Raw genomic sequence first — 16229 nt, forward strand, 5'->3', positions numbered from 1 at the left:
CATAGAGGAGCCCGCCAGCGACTTCAATTGTGGTGGCGCTATCGCCGCATAAAATTCGGCCGCGATAGGGTTTTGCGCCACCACAGGACGCAGTTTTTGGCGATTATTGGCTCAGAGCCGCAACGCCGGGCAGTTCTTTGCCTTCCATCCATTCCAGGAAAGCGCCGCCTGCGGTGGAGATATAGCTGAAGTCTTCAGCCGCCCCGGAGGCATTGAGCGCGGCAACCGTGTCGCCACCGCCGGCCACAGAGACCAGCGCGCCGGATTTGGTGAGCGCGGCAGCCTGAAGGGCGGCGGCATCGGTGGCGGCATTGAAGGGTTCGATCTCAAACGCACCCATGGGGCCGTTCCAGATTAGGGTTTTGGAGGCTTCGAACACTTCCGCCACTTTGGCGACGGTGGCCGGGCCTGCATCAAGGATCATCGCATCTGCCGGACAAGCGTCAGAAGCAACGGTTTCATTGGCAGCATTGGCGGCAAATTCGCGCGCGACCACAACGTCGCTCGGCAGCACAATGTTGCAGCCCGCCGCTTTGGCCTTGGCGAGGATCTCGGACGCTGTGTCGGTCATGTCGTGTTCGGCCAGAGATTTGCCGACGTCGATGCCTTGAGCCGCCAGGAACGTGTTGGCCATGCCGCCACCGATCACCAGATGGTCGACCTTGGAGACGAGATTGCCCAGAAGTTCCAGCTTGGTTGAGACTTTTGCGCCACCAACAACGGCAGTCACCGGGCGCACCGGCTTGGCGAGGGCGCCTTCAAGTGCCGAAAGTTCCGCCTGCATCAAGCGACCGGCACAGGCGGGCAGGGCGTGGGCCAGACCGCAGGTGGAGCTGTGCGCGCGGTGCGCGGCGGAAAACGCATCGTTGCAGAAGACATCGCCAAGGGCGGCCATGGCGGCGGTCAGCTCGGCGTCGTTTTTGGTTTCGCCAGCGTGGTAACGGGTGTTTTCGAGCAGCAGCACCTGACCCTCGCCCATGGCCTCCACGGCGGCCTGCGCGGCGGGGCCAATACAATCGGCAGCGAAGAGCACGGAGGTGCCGAAGGCTGTTTCAAGTGCGGGCACAAGTTGCTGCAGGCTCATTTCCGGCACGCGCTCCCCTTTGGGGCGGCCAAAATGCGCCAGCAGGATCGGTTTACCACCTGCGGCAAGGATGTCTTTGACCGTCGGGACAATGCGGTCAATCCGTGTGGTGTCGGTGACCACACCGTCTGCTACGGGCACATTGATGTCGACGCGGGTCAGCACCCGTTTGCCGGTGAGGTCCATTTGATCGAGGGTTTTCCACGCCATGACCGAAATCTCCAAAGAAAATATGTTGCCGTCTTCCTAGCGCACTGGTGGGCTGGGTCAACGCTCTCTTGGCATTCGCGGCTCAGATGATTAACTAGCGCTCAAGATTTCACATGAGGAGTGCCACTATGGCCGAGTATAAAGATCCCGAGAACACCATCCTGTTGGAACTGAAAGACGGCACTGTTGTGATTGAACTGCTGCCAGATGTCGCCCCGGGCCATTGTGAGCGCATGAAAGAGCTGGCGCGGTCTGGTCAGTATGACAACGTTGCGTTCCACCGCGTGATCGATGGTTTCATGGCGCAGACCGGTGATGTGGCCAACGGCAACATGGAAAAAGACTTCAACATCCGTATGGCGGGTACGGGTGGCTCTGACCTGCCAAACCTGAAGGCGGAATTCTCCAAGCTGCCGCATGACCGCGGCACCATCGGCGCCGCGCGCAGCCAGATGCCGGATTCGGCCAACAGCCAGTTCTTCATCAACTTCAAGGACAACCACTTCCTGAACGGTCAGTACACCGTTTATGGCCGTGTGACCTCCGGCATGGAGCATGTGGACGCAATCGTGCGCGGTGAGCCGCCGATGTATCCTGATCGCATGGTGAGCGTGAAAGTGGCTGCTGATGTTGAAGCTTAAGCTCGCAGCCGCCTTTGCCGTGCTGGCCAGCCCTGTGCTGGCCACCGGTATTGAGATCGAGGTTGAAGGCGAGGGCGCCAATGGCACCATCAAGATCGACCTCTATGAGGATGTGGCACCGCAGCATGCCGCGCGCATTGCCGCGCTGGCCGCAGAAGGCGCCTATGACGGGGTGGTGTTCCACCGCGTGATCGATGGATTTATGGCACAGACCGGCGATGTCCAGTTTGGCAAGATTGGCGGCGATATGCGCATGGCGGGTCGTGGTGGTTCGGATCAACCGGATTTGCCTGCGGAAATCTCTGAGCGCAGCTTTGAGCGGGGCGTTGTCGGCATGGCACGCGGTCCCGATCTGGATAGCGCCAACAGTCAGTTTTTCATCATGTTTGATGCGGGCGCCTTCCTGAACGGTCAGTACACCATTGTGGGGGAAGTGACCGAGGGCATGGATGTGGTCGATCAGATCAAGCTGGGCAAAGGGCGTAATGGGGCCGTGATCGGCCAGCCTGATGTTATGAAGACTGTCACGGCGACTGAGTGATCGGCGCGGCGCAACCTGGAATTTTGCCTATAGAACACCCCATCGCAGAGCAGTCTGCGGTGGGTTTTTTTATGGTGGGGCATCACGCCGCAGGCGCGTGGGAATAAGTGGTTTTTTGATGAAGCTGATCTTTATTTGTCTGGTTATTGCTCTGATAAATATGGAAAATATATTGATATTACTGGTGTGTGACTAAATCCGATAAAAGTTGTCTGTAACATATTTTCCAGAGTGATCTTTTGCGTTAGAGAGCGCTCCTCGGGTGCGAGTTGCCCGTAAAGAACGTGACAGACAACAGAGTAAGTTGATGGGACAAAAAGCCATACTGGATGTTGATGCTGCAACCGTTGTGGAACTGCAAAAGGTTCAGATGCAGGCGTTAGAAAAGGCCACGGGTGCAGGGTATTGGTGCTTGAATGTTCGGAGTGGGGATCTTTGGTGGAGCGACAAGACCAAACAGATTCATGGGGTCAATAGCAACTTCCGCCCAGACCTAGAGGCGGCGCTTAATTTTTACGTACAGGAACATCGTACGGCGGTTGGTGCGGCCGTCGAGACGGCGATGTCAGAAGGGGCAGGGTGGAGCCATGAGTTTCAGATTCTGACCGCTGACAACGAGCGGATCTGGGTGCATGCGGTTGGGGAGCCGGTGTTTTCAGAAAGCGAAGTTATCGCGCTTGCTGGCTCGTTTCGAGATATCTCGCAGAGTAAAACCACTGATGACACGTCTCAGAAGCTTCAGGCACAAAAGGATGAAGCGGTTTTTGAGTTGACCCATGTGACTAACGCACTCAGTGAGGCTGCGATTGTGACCACAGCTGGGCTTGATGGGAAAATTACCAGCGTCAATCAGAAGCTGCTTGATATTTCTGGGTATCGCGAAGAAGAGCTCATTGGAGCCAATCACAATATCCTCAATTCTGGGCAGCACAGTCGTGAGTTCTTTGGCGATCTCTGGTCGACGATCTGCGAAGGAAAAGTCTGGCGCGGCGAAATCTGTAACCGACGCAAGAATGGTCGCCTTTATTGGGTCGACACGTTGATTTACCCGGTGCTCAATGACGAGGGAAAAGTTGAGAAGTTTCTATCAATCCGCTTTGATGTGACCGAACGGGTAGAAGCGTCAAAACTTGTCTCCAATTTCTTCGAAATGTCGATGGCGCCCCATTGTATTTTCGACCGCAAAGGGCGCATTCAACAGGCCAATGACGCTTGCTGTGCGCTGGTACAAGGGCGCGAGGCGGATTTGGTTGGCAAGTCCATTCAGGATTTTGTGGTTGAAGAAGATATGCCCAATCTTGGTGCCTTCTGGCAGCCTAGAGATGAGGCGCACATGGGGCGCACGGTGCGGCTGCGGCTCAGTGATGCGCAGGGTAACGTGAGGCACACAGACTGGCAGGCGCGTGTTTTTGGCTCGTTGGTATTTGCATCCGGGCATGACATCACAGCTGAGATTGAGCGCCGAGACGCTTTGGCTGCTGCGAAGCGGACCGCTGAAGAGGCCAGCCTGTCCAAATCGACCTTTCTTGCCAATATCAGCCATGAAATCAGAACGCCTCTGAATGCGATTGTCGGCGTCGCAGATGCTTTGAGAGATCGTGAGGACCTGTCTGAAGAGTATCGCGGTTTGGTGCAGATGATCTTTGAGAGCGGTCGGCTGCTTGAGCGGCAGATGTCTGATATTCTGGACTTCTCAAAAGTTGAGGCGGGCAAGGTTGAGCTGTTGTGTCAGCCGTTTTCCCCTGCGCTCATGTTGCAGCGGGCTCTGGCACCGCATGTGCAGACGGCGCAGCAGAAAGGAGTGGCGTTTGACATTGAGGTGGCTCCCGCCGCCGAAGACCTAGTCATGGGTGACGATATGCGCGTGCGTCAGATTGTGTCTAATCTGGCGTCCAACGCGGTGAAATTCACCTCAAACGGTCATATCAAGACATGTCTGTCCTGTGTGTGTAACGGGGATGTTGTGGCTCTGAATATAGAGGTGTGTGACACTGGCGTGGGCTTCCCTGAGTATACTAAGACCGACAAGTTTGACAGGTTTGACCAGAAGGGTGGCAGCGGGCAGGGCGAGGTGACAGGCACTGGTCTGGGTCTGGCCATCAGTTCGTCATTGGCCCGACAGATGGGCGGACGCCTGTCCGTTGAGTCCCATCCAGGTGCGGGCAGCACTTTTGTGGTAGAGTTGGCATTGCGCAAAGCCCCTGTGCCACACACTTCGGCGCAAAAGTCGCCTGCTCATGCGGGTTTTGAAGGGTGTCTACAAGGCCGCCGGGTGCTGATTGCAGAGGATATCAAGGCAAATCAAAAGGTTGTAGCGCTATTACTGAAGCGGACGGGCTGTGAGATCGCCTTTGCGGGAAATGGTGTCGAAGCGCTGCAGTCCTATCGATCGTGGCGACCCGATGTTGTTCTGATGGATATGATGATGCCCGAGATGAACGGATTGGAAGCCACACGTGAAATCCGTATTTTGGAAGAACGGAAAGCTCTGCGCCATGTGCCGGTGATCATGCTGTCTGCCAATGCGATGCGAGATCATGTTAAACAAGCGCGGGATGCGGGATGTGATACACATATCTCCAAACCTGTGAACAAGAAGGCCCTGATCACGACGATCCTGTCTGCGCTGGATGCAGAGATGGTGGCCGCAGAATAGATCAATTGCAGGAATACTGCCTGTAGAAAGGGCCACCGATACGTGGCCCTTTTGATTTGTGGGCCCTATTGCAGTGTTAAGGTTGTGTGGGCACCGCTGTCTTCGCCGCCGCAATTGAATGAGAGTGACAATTTGGTGGCGTCATGCTGTGCGATAACAGGCAAACCGGTGCCCGCTGTGACCGGCATGGGCACCTCTGGCAGATAGGCCGTGCGCCCCCAATGACCATCAGACCTCAGATCATTGGAGACAAGGATGCCCGGCGATAGCTGCATTTGAAAGCTCACGACCACGGCATGCACTGTGCCCTCTGTGTCGCAGGTCAGGGTTTGCTCGGATCTTGCAGGGGCGATGTCTGGATTGGTGAAATCAAAGTAGAAGAGAGGCACGGCTGGCCCAAGCGGGAACAGCGGCAGCGCGGCGGCATCATTGGGTGTGATCTGTGCCATGCGAGAGAATTTGTGAAAGCTTGACAGATCAAACCCTTCAGCAGATTGCGGGCGCATGGTTTCTGTCAGCGCGTCGCTTTGCACAGGTTGCGCCATTAAAATTCCGCTTTCCGGTATGCAGCGCGCGCCGGGCTTGGCCAGATGTATCATTGCATGTTTGAGTGTGGCCAGTGCCCCTTCGCCCAGCAGGTTGCTGTCGACAATTTCGGAAAGCACAACATCGGCGCGTTCGGGCATGTCTTTGCCAATGATAATGTCATGTGACCACTTGGAAAGGATAGTGATTTTGTCAGACAGGTTGTTGTCCGCAATGACCTGTTGGGCGGCCTCAGCGATCATCGGCTGTTGTTCCACTGCATATACATGCCCCGCACCGGCGCGGGCGGCCAGCATCGCGGTCAGGCCGGCACCCGCGCCGATATCCAATACAATGTCACCCGGTTGCACTTTGGCGTTGATGGCCTCGGCGTAGGCGCGATTGCGTGCGGCATCTGCCATCATTGGAAAATGCCAACGTGGCACAAACATATGGTGCAACTGATTTAGCAGCAGCTGTGCTGCATGATGGTCGGGCGTCTTGGCGAGCGCTTCTGTTAGAAGGGTGGCGGCGGCAATACCACCGTCACTGAGAGCCGTGGTTTCCGCCTGCGCTACAAGCGCATCAGCATCTGCAGTGTTTGGAGCGGTCGCCGAGAGTGGGTGGTTTGTGCCGTAAAACAGCTCGGGTTGTCTTTCTAACAACTTGTCTTCCTTTTTAGGTAAATCCCGTTGACCTCTTTATTGAGGGCGCGCGTTTAAAGTTTGGTAAAAACACAGACACAGTCTTGCGGGTGCGTTTATGCAGGAAAGTGACGGTGAAAAATCATGTAAATAGGACTGGAGGCGCGCCCAAGGTCTGTTCGTCTTACGGACGAAAAGAAGTATTTTGATCGAAGCGGATGGCAGACTTTGAAGGGCTCTTTAAAAATGCAGTGTAAATGCATGTTTGTTGGGCGTTTTTGAAACTGCGAGGTGAGCCTCGGTCGCGAACTTGCTCCGGACCTTCCAAGGCTTTCGCGTTCTGCTTTGTCGGAGACAATGTGTGGTACATGTCGAGAGAATACAACTATAGGTATAAATACGTAGATTAGGTGTTCTCTGGGCGTCTTGGGCCGGTGAGGGTGATTTTTCTGTGACGATCTTGGCTTGATGGTCTGTGGCAACCTCCTCTCAGTTTCCGCATAAACCCGCGATATGGAACGGAAAACCATACCTTATTTAACTGTAATTCAATGTTTTGATCACAAATCATCGGTTTGAAGCCACTTGAGAGCTTCGAATTGGAAGGTGAAGACGATGAAGTTTCGTGATGTAAAGCTCGCATGGAAATTGCCGTTGGCGATTGCAGTGCCAGCTGTGGTTCTGGTGTCTCTTAGCAGCGCTCTACAACTTAAACAGGCAGCGAGTGCGATTGAGGAGGACCATAGATTCGCTTACGAGAGCTTCATACATGAGAAACGCGATATCGTAGAAGAATGGCTTCAGGACAGCCGTAAAAGCGTTGGGGCTCTTGCAGAAAGCTTTGGTGTGCGGGCTGCGGTGGCGGAGTTTACGGACGGCTGGAGCGCCTTGGGTGGCAGCGCAGAGAAGACACTGCGCGCGCAGTACATTACTGGCAACCCCCATGGCGCAGATGCGCGTTCGGCGTTGGTGGCCTCCAGCCAGCCATCAGAGTGGACAGAGGCCCATCAAAGACATCATGTGGGTCTGCGTTCGTACATCGAGGCGCAGCATTTTTACGATATGTTCCTCTTTGATACCGCAGGCAGTCTGATCTACTCCGTGCGCAAGGAAGATGACTTCGCACGTGACTTTAAAGCGGGCAAATATGCCGATAGTGGTCTGGGTGAAGTTTATCGGACCGCGCTGAACATGCCTGCGGGCGAGTTCGCTATGACGGATATCTCCACCTATGCGCCGAGTGCGGCGCCAGCGCTGTTTATGGCGGCGCCTGTGTTTGACGGCGCGAGCAAGCTTGGCGTGGTCGCGATTCAAGTGCCTATGGATGAGATTGAGCATCTGGTTGCAGAGTCTGAGCTTCTTGGAGAGACCGGGGAGGTTTATCTGGTCGATAACTTCGGGCGCGCTTTGACGGCATCACGCCATGACGGTGGTCATGATGCCTTGGAAACCCTGCCAGAGCTTGAGCAAATTCAGCTCGCCCTGAGTGGGAGTGAGGCTCATTTTGAACATACCACCGGATTGAATGGTCATGATGTTGTTGCGGAGACAGCAGATGTCACGATCCCCAATGGAGAACATTGGGGGATGGTGCTGGAAATTGATCGGGCTGAGGCCATGCAGTTCATCAACAAGTCGATCTTTGTTGGCATCATTGAGCTGGTGATCACAGGTGTATTGTTGTGTTTGCTGGTGTGGTCTGTGCTGCGTGGCGTGATCAAACGCATCGAACATCTGGCAGGTGAGATGGAAGAGGTTGGCGCGCAAAACTACGATCAGGTCATTGCAGGTCAGGACCGCGGAGACGAAGTGGGCTTCATTTCAAAAACACTTGCCAAGCTGCAGGTGCGTCTCAAGGAAGGTGCTGAGGCGCAGGCGCGAGAGCAGGAGGTTCAGCAGACCAATCAGCGTGTGGTGGATGAACTGAGCGCGGAATTGATCAGCCTGGCACAGGGCGATTTCCGGGCGCATCTGAAGGATGACTTCCCGCAAGAGCATCAGGTGCTGAGCACGAGCCTCAATCAGGCCGTAGATGGGCTGAGTGCGCTGGTATACTCGGTGCGTGATACGGCGGAGAGCATCAATCACGGGGCACAGGAGATTGCCGGATCTGCGGATGAGCTGGCACATCGAACAGAAGCACAAGCGGCGACACTGGAGCAGACGGCGCAGGCTTTGACCGAAGTGACAGATGGGGTTCAGTCTTCGGTGAAGACCGTGGAAAACGTTGAGACCACTGTGCGTCACGCCCGTGGACGGGCAGAAGAAAGCGGTGAGGTTGTGACCGAAGCGATTGCCGCAATGACCGCGATTGAGAAGTCTTCAAACCAGATCAAGCAGACTGTGAGTGTGATTGATGATATCGCCTTCCAGACAAATCTGCTGGCGCTGAATGCTGGCGTTGAGGCCGCGCGGGCCGGAGAGGCCGGGCAGGGGTTTGCCGTGGTGGCTTCTGAGGTGCGCAGCCTGGCGCGGCGTTCGGCGGAATCCGCTATGGAGATCAAATCCCTGATTGAGTCCAGTGGGCAGCAGGTGGAGCGGGGCGTTGCCATGGTCGGGCGTACCGGCGACGCGCTGACCTCTATTGTGGGCCAGGTACAGGAAATCTCCGATCTGGTTGCGGAAATCTCCAAATCCTCGCGCGAACAATCGGTGGCGTTGACAGAAATCAACACCGGCATGACCCAGCTTGATCAAGTTACACAGGGCAATGCCGCGATGGTGGAAGAAAACAACGCCGCCTCGCATATGCTGCGTTCTGATGCGGATAAGCTGATTGAGCATGTGCGGCAGTTCAAGATCAATGAGGTCAAGCCGCATGCGCCCCAAGTTGGTGTTCAAGAGATCTCGGAAGACGCAGAAGAGGAAGAGAGCGTCGAGGTTGCCTATGTACCTGAGATAAAACAGGTCGCCAATGAACAATGGGCGGATTTCTAGGTCGATGTGATCATTTGGAGCGACAGGCGGTCCCTTCAGGGGCCGTTTTTATGGGCACAGACATGATCTGAGCAACAAAAAGCCGCCGTGGTATGCTTAACACGGCGGCTTTTATGTCATGTGCAATGGGTTATTTGCCTGCAGGCGCTGCTGCGGCGGCAGGGGCCGGAGCGGCTTTGCCAGGGTTCAGCGGATCGTCCTGACGCTGCACGGAGCCTTCGAAATGCGCGCCGCTTTCGATTGCAATGGTCTTGTGGATGATATCACCTTCGACGCGTGCGGTAGAGGTCAGGCGGACCTTAAGGCCACGCACACGACCAATGATACGGCCGTTGATCACAACATCATCCGCGATGATTTCACCTTTGATGGTGGCGGTTTCACCCACCGTCAGCAGGTGGGCGCGGATGTCGCCCTCAACAGTGCCTTCCACTTGGATGTCACCGGAGGTTTTCAGATTGCCCGTGATGTGCAGATCAGAGGAGAGCACAGAGGCCGGTGGTTTTGCCTTTGGCGCGGATTTGAACTCGCTCGCTTTGGCGGGTGCGGCCGGAATTGGGGCAGCTTCAGCAGCGGCAGGTTTGGCCGGCGCGTCAGACTTCGGTGCGGGTTCGTTGATTTTGCTTTTAGAAAACATCTCTTCCAGCCTTGATAAATGTCATCGGGTTCACTGCGCGACCGTTCACACGCACTTCGTAGTGAAGGTGGGTGCCGGTCGACCGTCCAGAATTGCCCATATCACCAATACGATCTCCGCGCGAGACTCTTTGACCGACTTTTACGCGGATTTTTGCCAGATGCGCGTAACGTGTCTCGATCCCATGCTCATGTTGGATTTTTACAAGACGCCCATAGCCGGAAAGCCAGCCGGCGTGTATCACCACGCCTTCGGCCGTGGCATGGATCGGCGTGCCGTAGCGGGCGGCGAAATCGGTGCCTTTGTGCATCCGGCCCCAGCGCATTCCGAAACCCGAGGTATAGCGGAACGCGGATTTGAGTGGATTGTCAAAGGGCACGGTTTCTGCTGCGATGCGATAGGTGTTGAGCTGGTCAAGCTGTTCGAGCAGACGATTGGTGCGCAGGGTTTCTGCGGTCAGCTCGCCGCCTTTGGTGGAGAAGTTGAGTGGCATCATTGGGCCACCCTGACCCTGATAGCCGCGACGCACCTCATTCATGAGGCTGTCTACGTTCAGACCAGCGGCGGTGAACATCTTTGTCAGCGGTTCCACAGAGACTGTCATGGCGTCTTCGAGTTGACGGAAGATTTGATCGTTTTTCTCTTCCATCAGCAGCAGCTCGCGCTCCATTTCATCTGCGGCCTTAAGCGCCTCCTGTGCGTCGGCGTAGACCTGATCGCGTTCTGCGGCGGTTTCATTCAGCGCGGTGGAGAGCACGTCTAGCATGTCATTGCCCAGAGGCGAGCTGCCAATGAGGGCAGTTTGGGTTTCGGCTTGTGCCTGATCGCGTGCGATGAGTTCAGCACGCGCCTCTTCCCGCTCCTTCATGGTCCGGCGCAGGGTGGATTGGATGACTTCGATACCGGTTTCGAGTTCACGGCGGCGGGTTTCTGAAGCCAGCAGTTCGGATTGCATGGCGGAGACCTGCGTCAGAGCCGAGTTGAAGCGCGCCTGCGCGGCGAGCGCCTCTGCAGTGCGTGCGTCCCGCTCTGCGGACAGATCGTTGAGCCTCTGTTCATAGGTCAGTTGATCGCGTTTGGCCTGTTCGCGAAAATTGCCGGAGCCAATACTGTCCATCAACAGGATTGCTGTTGCGATGATCGCCCAAGCGACCACGGCGGAGGCACCAGCGAAAGCAAAGAGCTGCGTGCCGGGACGCAGACGGATGAACCGCGTGTCGGTATCTGATCGTAAGAAAAGCCGTCTTTCCGGAAAAAAGCGTTCGAGCAGTGCGTGCAGCCGTATCGCGAGTCGTGTTCTCACGGACGTATTCCTTGTCTTGTCCCATCCCGATGTGGCCCAGTCCCCCGGGGCCGCATTATTGGCAACGCCTGTTAACCAGCATCTTGGGGCAAGGGTTTAGCCGTCTGTGACAGGTCCGGCAAGATGTTTGACCTAATGGTCGATAAGCGGGCAAAGAAATGCCCGCATACCGGCGATAACCCGCTTATGGCAGGCCAACATGCTTCAGCGCGCGTAGGCGGGGGGCTCTTCATCGGCGAGAGGCCAGTAGAAATCTGGTGGCAGACCTGCGTCTGCGCGTTTTTCCTCATTGAACGGTGGCTTGAGTGCGCCGTGAAAGTACTTTTGCACCAGCCCGTGAAATTCCGCCTTGGGATCGAGGCCGTGCCGACCGCAGAGGAAATTGAACCATTTGGAGCCATAGGCCACATGGCCGACTTCCTCGGCGTAGATGATGCGCAGGGCCTCCAGTGTCTGGGTGTCCTTGGCGTTTTCAAAGATGCGGATCATACCCGGTGTCACATCCAGACCGCGGGCCTCAAGCACCATGGGCACCACGGCAAGGCGTCCCATCAGATCGTCCACCGTATCCTCGGCAGCGCGCCACATCCCCGCATGGGCCGGCAAGGCGCCATAAAAACTATCTTTGGCTTCAAGGCTGTCACATATCAGATTGAAATGATTGGATTCTTCGGCAGCGGATTTCACCCAGTCGTCATAAAAACCAAGTGGCATCTCCACATCGGCGAACCGGGCGATGATATCCCAGTGCAGGTCCACCGCGTTCAGTTCGATATGGGCCACCGCGTGCAGCATGGCGATGCGGCCTTGCGGGCTGCCGGGTTTGCGGCGCGGCACATCCCGCGGATCCAGCAGTTCCGGCTGCTCTGGACGTGCCGGACGCAGCGGAGGCTGTGCGGTGCCGATAGGCAGCGGCGTGCCTGCTTCGCGCGCAGCAAACCAGGTGGCCGCATGTTGTTTGGAAATGGCCGTCTTAGCGCGGCCATCGGCGGTGGTGAGTACCTCCACCGCCATTTCTGCAAGACTTTGCGTCATCAAAGGGTCTTTCTTAGAGGGCTTTTGCTGCGTCCAGAACCTCTTCGGCATGGCCGTCCACTTTGACCTTTGGCCAGGTGCGCAGGATTTTTCCAGTGCCGTCAATCAGAACTGTGGCGCGCACGATCCCCATGAAGGTTTTGCCGTACATTTTTTTCTCCGCCCAGACGCCATAGTCTTCGCAGACGGAGCCGTGTTCGTCAGAGAGCAGAGGGATGGTCAGCTCTTTCTTGGCCACAAATTTGTCATGGCTTGCCATGCTGTCTTTGGAAATGCCGAAGACTTTCACGCCTGCATCGGCAAACTCCTCCGCCAGATGCGAAAAGCCGATGGCCTCCTTGGTGCAGCCCGGCGTGTTGTCGCGAGGATAGAAAAACAGCACCACCGGTGCAGGTTGTTGCGCGGAAAGGGTGATTTCTGCGCCGTCGGTAGACGGGAGAGTGAAATCGGGGGCATTTGTGTCGGTTGCGATCATGGTCTGCTCCTGTTGGGCCCTTTTCCGCGCGGACGCTGCGTTGACGTTGATCCGGCCTTGGGTCGGGCTTGGCTTGCGGGTATAGTTTTGTCCACGAGCACCGGCATAGCAGAACACACAGAGGCATCAACCCTGACAGAGAACGGCGATCATAGCTCCGCGCCCAAGGGAAAAGGTGCACCTTCCGATATCTCCGAATCCTCATGTAACACGCATGATACGCAGACAGAGGGTGCCGAGATCAGCACAGGAGAGACTGACGTCACCGCAGACGGCAGAGCACGCCCGCCAAGGCGGGTGCGACGCTATGGTGTGATCGCACTCTTCAGCCTGCTTGTGCCGCTGATTGCGCTGGCGGGATTTGTGTTTGTTCTGAGTGGCAAACCCTTTGCGTTGCCCGACTGGATGCGCAGCCGCGTTGAAGGTGTGCTGAATGCGCAGATGCAGAATTTCGATGTGGCGATTGAGACCATCGCGGTGATGGTTGAGGATGACTGGGATCCCAGCATTCAACTTCGTGGTGTCCGTATTTTGCCACCGGAAGGGGGCGGGGCGGTGAATGTCACGCAAGTGGATGCGCGCTTGGCTTTTGCTCCTCTTCTGGAACGTCAGATTGCCTTTCGAGAGGTGCTGGTGGCGGGCGTGTCGCTGACGGCGCTGCGTCTTGAAGACGGCAGTGTGCGGATTGCTCTGGGGCCAGCAGTGGGCGGAGGGGCGCTTCAGACAGATACAGATATCACGACACTCGGAGATCAGTTGGAGGAGTTTCTGGACGTGCCGGTGCTGGCCGCGCTGAATGCCTTCCGCGTGGAAGACGTCACCCTGCGCTTTGAGGACTTGCGTGAGCGGCGGGCCTGGACTGTGGACGGCGGTCATATTTCGCTGAGGCGTGATGCCGAGCGCGTGGATGTCTCTTCGCAGCTCACATTGTTGGGGGGGCGTAGCTATGCCAGTACCATCGAAGCCTCGCTGACGACATTTTACGGCACGCGTGAAACCGAGTTTGGGCTGAACTTTGAGGATCTGCCCAGTCAGGACATCGCCTCGCAGGGGCCTGCACTGAATTGGTTGGAGATCATACGCGCGCCAATCTCTGGCGCATTGCGGGGGCAGATTGATGCGGAAGGCGCGCTTGGCAATGTGAATGCGACCCTTCAGATCAGTGATGGTGTGGTGCAGCCGGGTGGTGAAGTGCAGCCGATCCCCTTTCAGGGCATGCGCAGCTATCTGACTTATAGCCCTGAGCGGCGGGCGATCCGCTTTGATGAGCTCTCCATCGACAGTGACCTGATGCGGGTCTCCGCCTTTGGTGAGGCCTTTCTGAGAGATTTTCAGCAAGGTCTGCCGCAGGAATTTCTGGTGCAGCTGACATTGAATGAGTTTCGCGCCAATCCGCGCGCGCTGGAGGATGATCCGGTGCGTCTGGAGCGCAGCTATGCGGATTTCCGGTTGCGTCTGGATCCGTTTGAGCTGGATCTGGGGCAGATGGTTGTCCGACAATCTGAAAATGAAATCGTTTTGAATGGTACGCTGGGCACAGAGGGAGCGGATTGGGCTTATGCGCTCAACGGGCATATGGACCGCGTGCAGGCCGAAGATGTGCTTGCAGTCTGGCCCAACAGTTTCAAGCCCAAGCCGCGCAAATGGGTGTCTGAGAATATTTTAGGAGGCACCGTGCGGGATGTGGATCTGGCGGTGCGCTCCAATGGCAGTGATATGCCGGATGTGTTTTTAGACTTTGTGTTTGAGGATGGGCGCGTGCGCGCAGTCAAAACCATGCCGCCCATTGTGAATGGCAGTGGTTTTGGTGTGCTTCAGGATCACCAGCTGCATATCGCCGTGGAAGAGGGCTATGTTCAGGCGGATCAGGGCGGGTTTCTGGATGTGAGCGGCTCAAGCTTTGTTGTTTTGGACACGCGGATCAAGAAATCTCCGGGGTTGGTGCGTGCGCAGGCTACAGGCTCGACAACGGCGGTGATGTCATTGCTGGATCGGGAACCGCTGAAGCTTTTCACCAAAGCCAAATTACCGGTTGATTTTGCGCCCGGTGAAGCGGCGCTGGAAGGGACCATTGATCTGATCCTCAAGGACAAATTGCCGGTTGAAGAAGTGGTCTATGACATTCGCGGAACCCTGAGCAATGTGGTGAGCGATCATTTTCTGCCGGGCAAAGTGATGCGTGGGGATTTGACTGTGCATGCGACGCCAGAGCGGGTCGATTTGAAGGGGAGCGGCGATTTGGCTGGCATCCCGGTGCAGGCGCATTGGCATATGTTTGGCGGCAAGGAAAACGAGGGCCGCAGCTGGTTGAGTGGCACTGCGGAGCTGAGTGCGGCGGCGCTTGAGACCTTTGATGTGGGCTTGCCTAAGGGCACTGTGCGCGAGCAGGGGTTGCTGACCTATGATATGGAGATCGTGAAAGATAAGCCACCTAAGCTGTCGCTGACATCAGACCTGAAAGGGGTTGTTCTGTCAGCGCCCCCGCTGGGCTGGCGTAAAGGGGCACAGAGCACGGGGCTGCTTGACGTTGAAATGACGCTTGGCAAGCGACCGTCTGTGGATGCGATTACGCTGGAGGCAGCAGGGCTGTCGGCCACGGGGCGTATTTCGATCGCAGAGGGCGGCGGGCTGGATGTTGCCGAGCTCGACAGTTTCCGGGTTGGAAATTGGCTGCAGGGGCAGGGACAGTTGCGAGGTCGTGGCCTTGGCGCGCCACCGGCCATTGTGGTGACCGGTGGGCGCCTGGACATGCGGCGGATGCCGAAAGCCACCGGAAGTGGGACGTCGAGCACGGATATGGGGCCGCTTTCCGCGCAGGTGAGTGAAATCATTGTGACGGATGGCATACGTCTTGCGCCAGCTGTGGCAGAGTTGACGCCGCAGAGAGGCGGTCTGTCCGGCAGCTTTAACGGCAATCTCAATGGCGGGCCGTTTGTGCAGGGGACGCTCACCCCGCATCAGAACGGGCTCAGAGTGCAGGCGCAATCTGAACAGGGCGGGAAAATCGCCGTGGCCATGGGTGTAGTAAAATCTGCAACCAAAGGACGTTTGTCGCTGGATCTGGTCCCCCGTGCTGCGGATGGGGAGTATGATGGTACGCTCACGATGCGGGAGCTAAAAGTTCAGCAAGTGCCGCTCATTGCAGAGTTGCTCAACGCGATCAGCGTGGTGGGCCTGATCGAACAGCTCAGTGGTCCTGGTTTGCTGTTCAGTGAAGTTTTTGCGCGGTTCCGCATTACGCCAGAGCGGCTGATTGTGGGGGAGGCCAGCGCGGTGGGACCCTCAATGGGGATTTCGGCCAATGGCAGCTACGGGTTTGCACAAAGCTGGTTTGATTTGCAGGGCACGCTGTCGCCACTCTATGCGGTGAATGTGCTGGGCCGCCCTGTGTCGCGCAGAGGCGAAGGGTTGATTGGCTTCAACTACACATTGCGCGGGCCATCACAGGATCCGGAGATATCCGTCAATCCACTCTCGGTCTTGACGCCGGGCTTCTTTAGAGAGATTTTCCGCCGTCCACCGCCTGATCTCTCCAACTAGT

At 56.7% G+C, this 16229-nt stretch carries 11 protein-coding genes; 5 read left to right on the plus strand and 6 right to left on the minus strand.

Annotated features, from left to right (window positions below):
- Nucleotides 1-103 precede the first annotated feature (103 nt).
- A complete protein-coding gene (locus J7382_RS04620; protein WP_209067632.1) occupies nucleotides 104-1294 on the minus strand; it encodes a phosphoglycerate kinase in 1191 nt (396 codons plus the stop codon).
- A 128-nt stretch (nucleotides 1295-1422) separates the two neighbouring features.
- Here J7382_RS04620 and J7382_RS04625 point away from each other — a divergent pair, with 128 nt between their 5' ends.
- The 3 genes from J7382_RS04625 to J7382_RS04635 all read left to right on the plus strand — a co-directional run bounded on the left by J7382_RS04625 (nucleotide 1423) and on the right by J7382_RS04635 (nucleotide 5132).
- Nucleotides 1423-1935 carry a peptidylprolyl isomerase gene (locus tag J7382_RS04625; RefSeq protein WP_058240628.1) on the plus strand — a complete coding sequence of 171 codons (513 nt, stop codon included), beginning with the start codon at nucleotides 1423-1425 and terminating at the stop codon, nucleotides 1933-1935.
- Nucleotides 1922-2476, plus strand: coding sequence for a peptidylprolyl isomerase (locus J7382_RS04630; protein ID WP_209067634.1), 555 nt, complete (start codon nucleotides 1922-1924; stop codon nucleotides 2474-2476). The genes J7382_RS04625 and J7382_RS04630 overlap by 14 nt, the downstream gene beginning before the upstream one ends.
- Nucleotides 2477-2783: 307 nt before the next feature.
- Nucleotides 2784-5132, plus strand: coding sequence for a PAS domain-containing protein (locus J7382_RS04635; RefSeq protein ID WP_209067636.1), 2349 nt, complete (start codon nucleotides 2784-2786; stop codon nucleotides 5130-5132).
- Between the two features lie 65 nt (nucleotides 5133-5197).
- On the opposite strand, the gene J7382_RS04640 is transcribed toward J7382_RS04635, so the two are convergent.
- Nucleotides 5198-6301 (minus strand): 50S ribosomal protein L11 methyltransferase, encoded by a 1104-nt coding sequence (locus J7382_RS04640; protein WP_209068248.1) that lies wholly within the window; start codon nucleotides 6299-6301, stop codon nucleotides 5198-5200.
- A 615-nt stretch (nucleotides 6302-6916) separates the two neighbouring features.
- Here J7382_RS04640 and J7382_RS04645 point away from each other — a divergent pair.
- Nucleotides 6917-9238, plus strand: coding sequence for a methyl-accepting chemotaxis protein (locus tag J7382_RS04645; RefSeq protein WP_209067638.1), 2322 nt, complete (start codon nucleotides 6917-6919; stop codon nucleotides 9236-9238).
- Between the two features lie 130 nt (nucleotides 9239-9368).
- Here the strand turns inward: J7382_RS04645 and J7382_RS04650 are convergent, their stop codons facing one another.
- From J7382_RS04650 to J7382_RS04665, 4 genes are all read right to left on the minus strand, one after another.
- Nucleotides 9369-9875, minus strand: a complete 507-nt coding sequence (locus J7382_RS04650) for a polymer-forming cytoskeletal protein (protein ID WP_209067640.1) — start codon at nucleotides 9873-9875, stop codon at nucleotides 9369-9371.
- Entirely contained in the window at nucleotides 9865-11178 is a 1314-nt protein-coding gene (locus tag J7382_RS04655) for a M23 family metallopeptidase (protein ID WP_209067642.1), read from the minus strand. Before J7382_RS04655 ends, J7382_RS04650 begins: the two co-directional genes overlap by 11 nt.
- A 204-nt stretch (nucleotides 11179-11382) precedes the next feature.
- Complete coding sequence (locus J7382_RS04660) at nucleotides 11383-12213, minus strand: ferritin-like domain-containing protein (RefSeq protein WP_209067644.1); 831 nt, start codon at nucleotides 12211-12213, stop codon at nucleotides 11383-11385.
- Nucleotides 12214-12226: 13 nt separating this feature from the next.
- Nucleotides 12227-12688, minus strand: a complete 462-nt coding sequence (locus tag J7382_RS04665; protein ID WP_209067645.1) for a peroxiredoxin — start codon at nucleotides 12686-12688, stop codon at nucleotides 12227-12229.
- Between the two features lie 87 nt (nucleotides 12689-12775).
- Between J7382_RS04665 and J7382_RS04670 the strand changes: the two genes are divergently transcribed.
- Nucleotides 12776-16228: a DUF3971 domain-containing protein gene (locus tag J7382_RS04670; protein ID WP_209067648.1), complete on the plus strand. Its 3453-nt coding sequence runs from the start codon at nucleotides 12776-12778 to the stop codon at nucleotides 16226-16228.
- Nucleotide 16229: the final 1 nt, after the last annotated feature.

This window comes from Shimia sp. R11_0 (genome assembly GCF_017744035.1).
Lineage (GTDB): Bacteria > Pseudomonadota > Alphaproteobacteria > Rhodobacterales > Rhodobacteraceae > Shimia > Shimia marina.

Coding starts and splice junctions, on each gene's coding strand:
- J7382_RS04635 (WP_209067636.1), top strand. CDS start 2,784: ATGGGACAAAAAGCCATACTGGATGTTGATGCTGCAACCGTTGTGGAA.
- J7382_RS04645 (WP_209067638.1), top strand. CDS start 6,917: ATGAAGTTTCGTGATGTAAAGCTCGCATGGAAATTGCCGTTGGCGATT.
- J7382_RS04620 (WP_209067632.1), bottom strand. CDS start 1,294: ATGGCGTGGAAAACCCTCGATCAAATGGACCTCACCGGCAAACGGGTG.
- J7382_RS04665 (WP_209067645.1), bottom strand. CDS start 12,688: ATGATCGCAACCGACACAAATGCCCCCGATTTCACTCTCCCGTCTACC.
- J7382_RS04650 (WP_209067640.1), bottom strand. CDS start 9,875: ATGTTTTCTAAAAGCAAAATCAACGAACCCGCACCGAAGTCTGACGCG.
- J7382_RS04630 (WP_209067634.1), top strand. CDS start 1,922: ATGTTGAAGCTTAAGCTCGCAGCCGCCTTTGCCGTGCTGGCCAGCCCT.
- J7382_RS04660 (WP_209067644.1), bottom strand. CDS start 12,213: ATGACGCAAAGTCTTGCAGAAATGGCGGTGGAGGTACTCACCACCGCC.
- J7382_RS04625 (WP_058240628.1), top strand. CDS start 1,423: ATGGCCGAGTATAAAGATCCCGAGAACACCATCCTGTTGGAACTGAAA.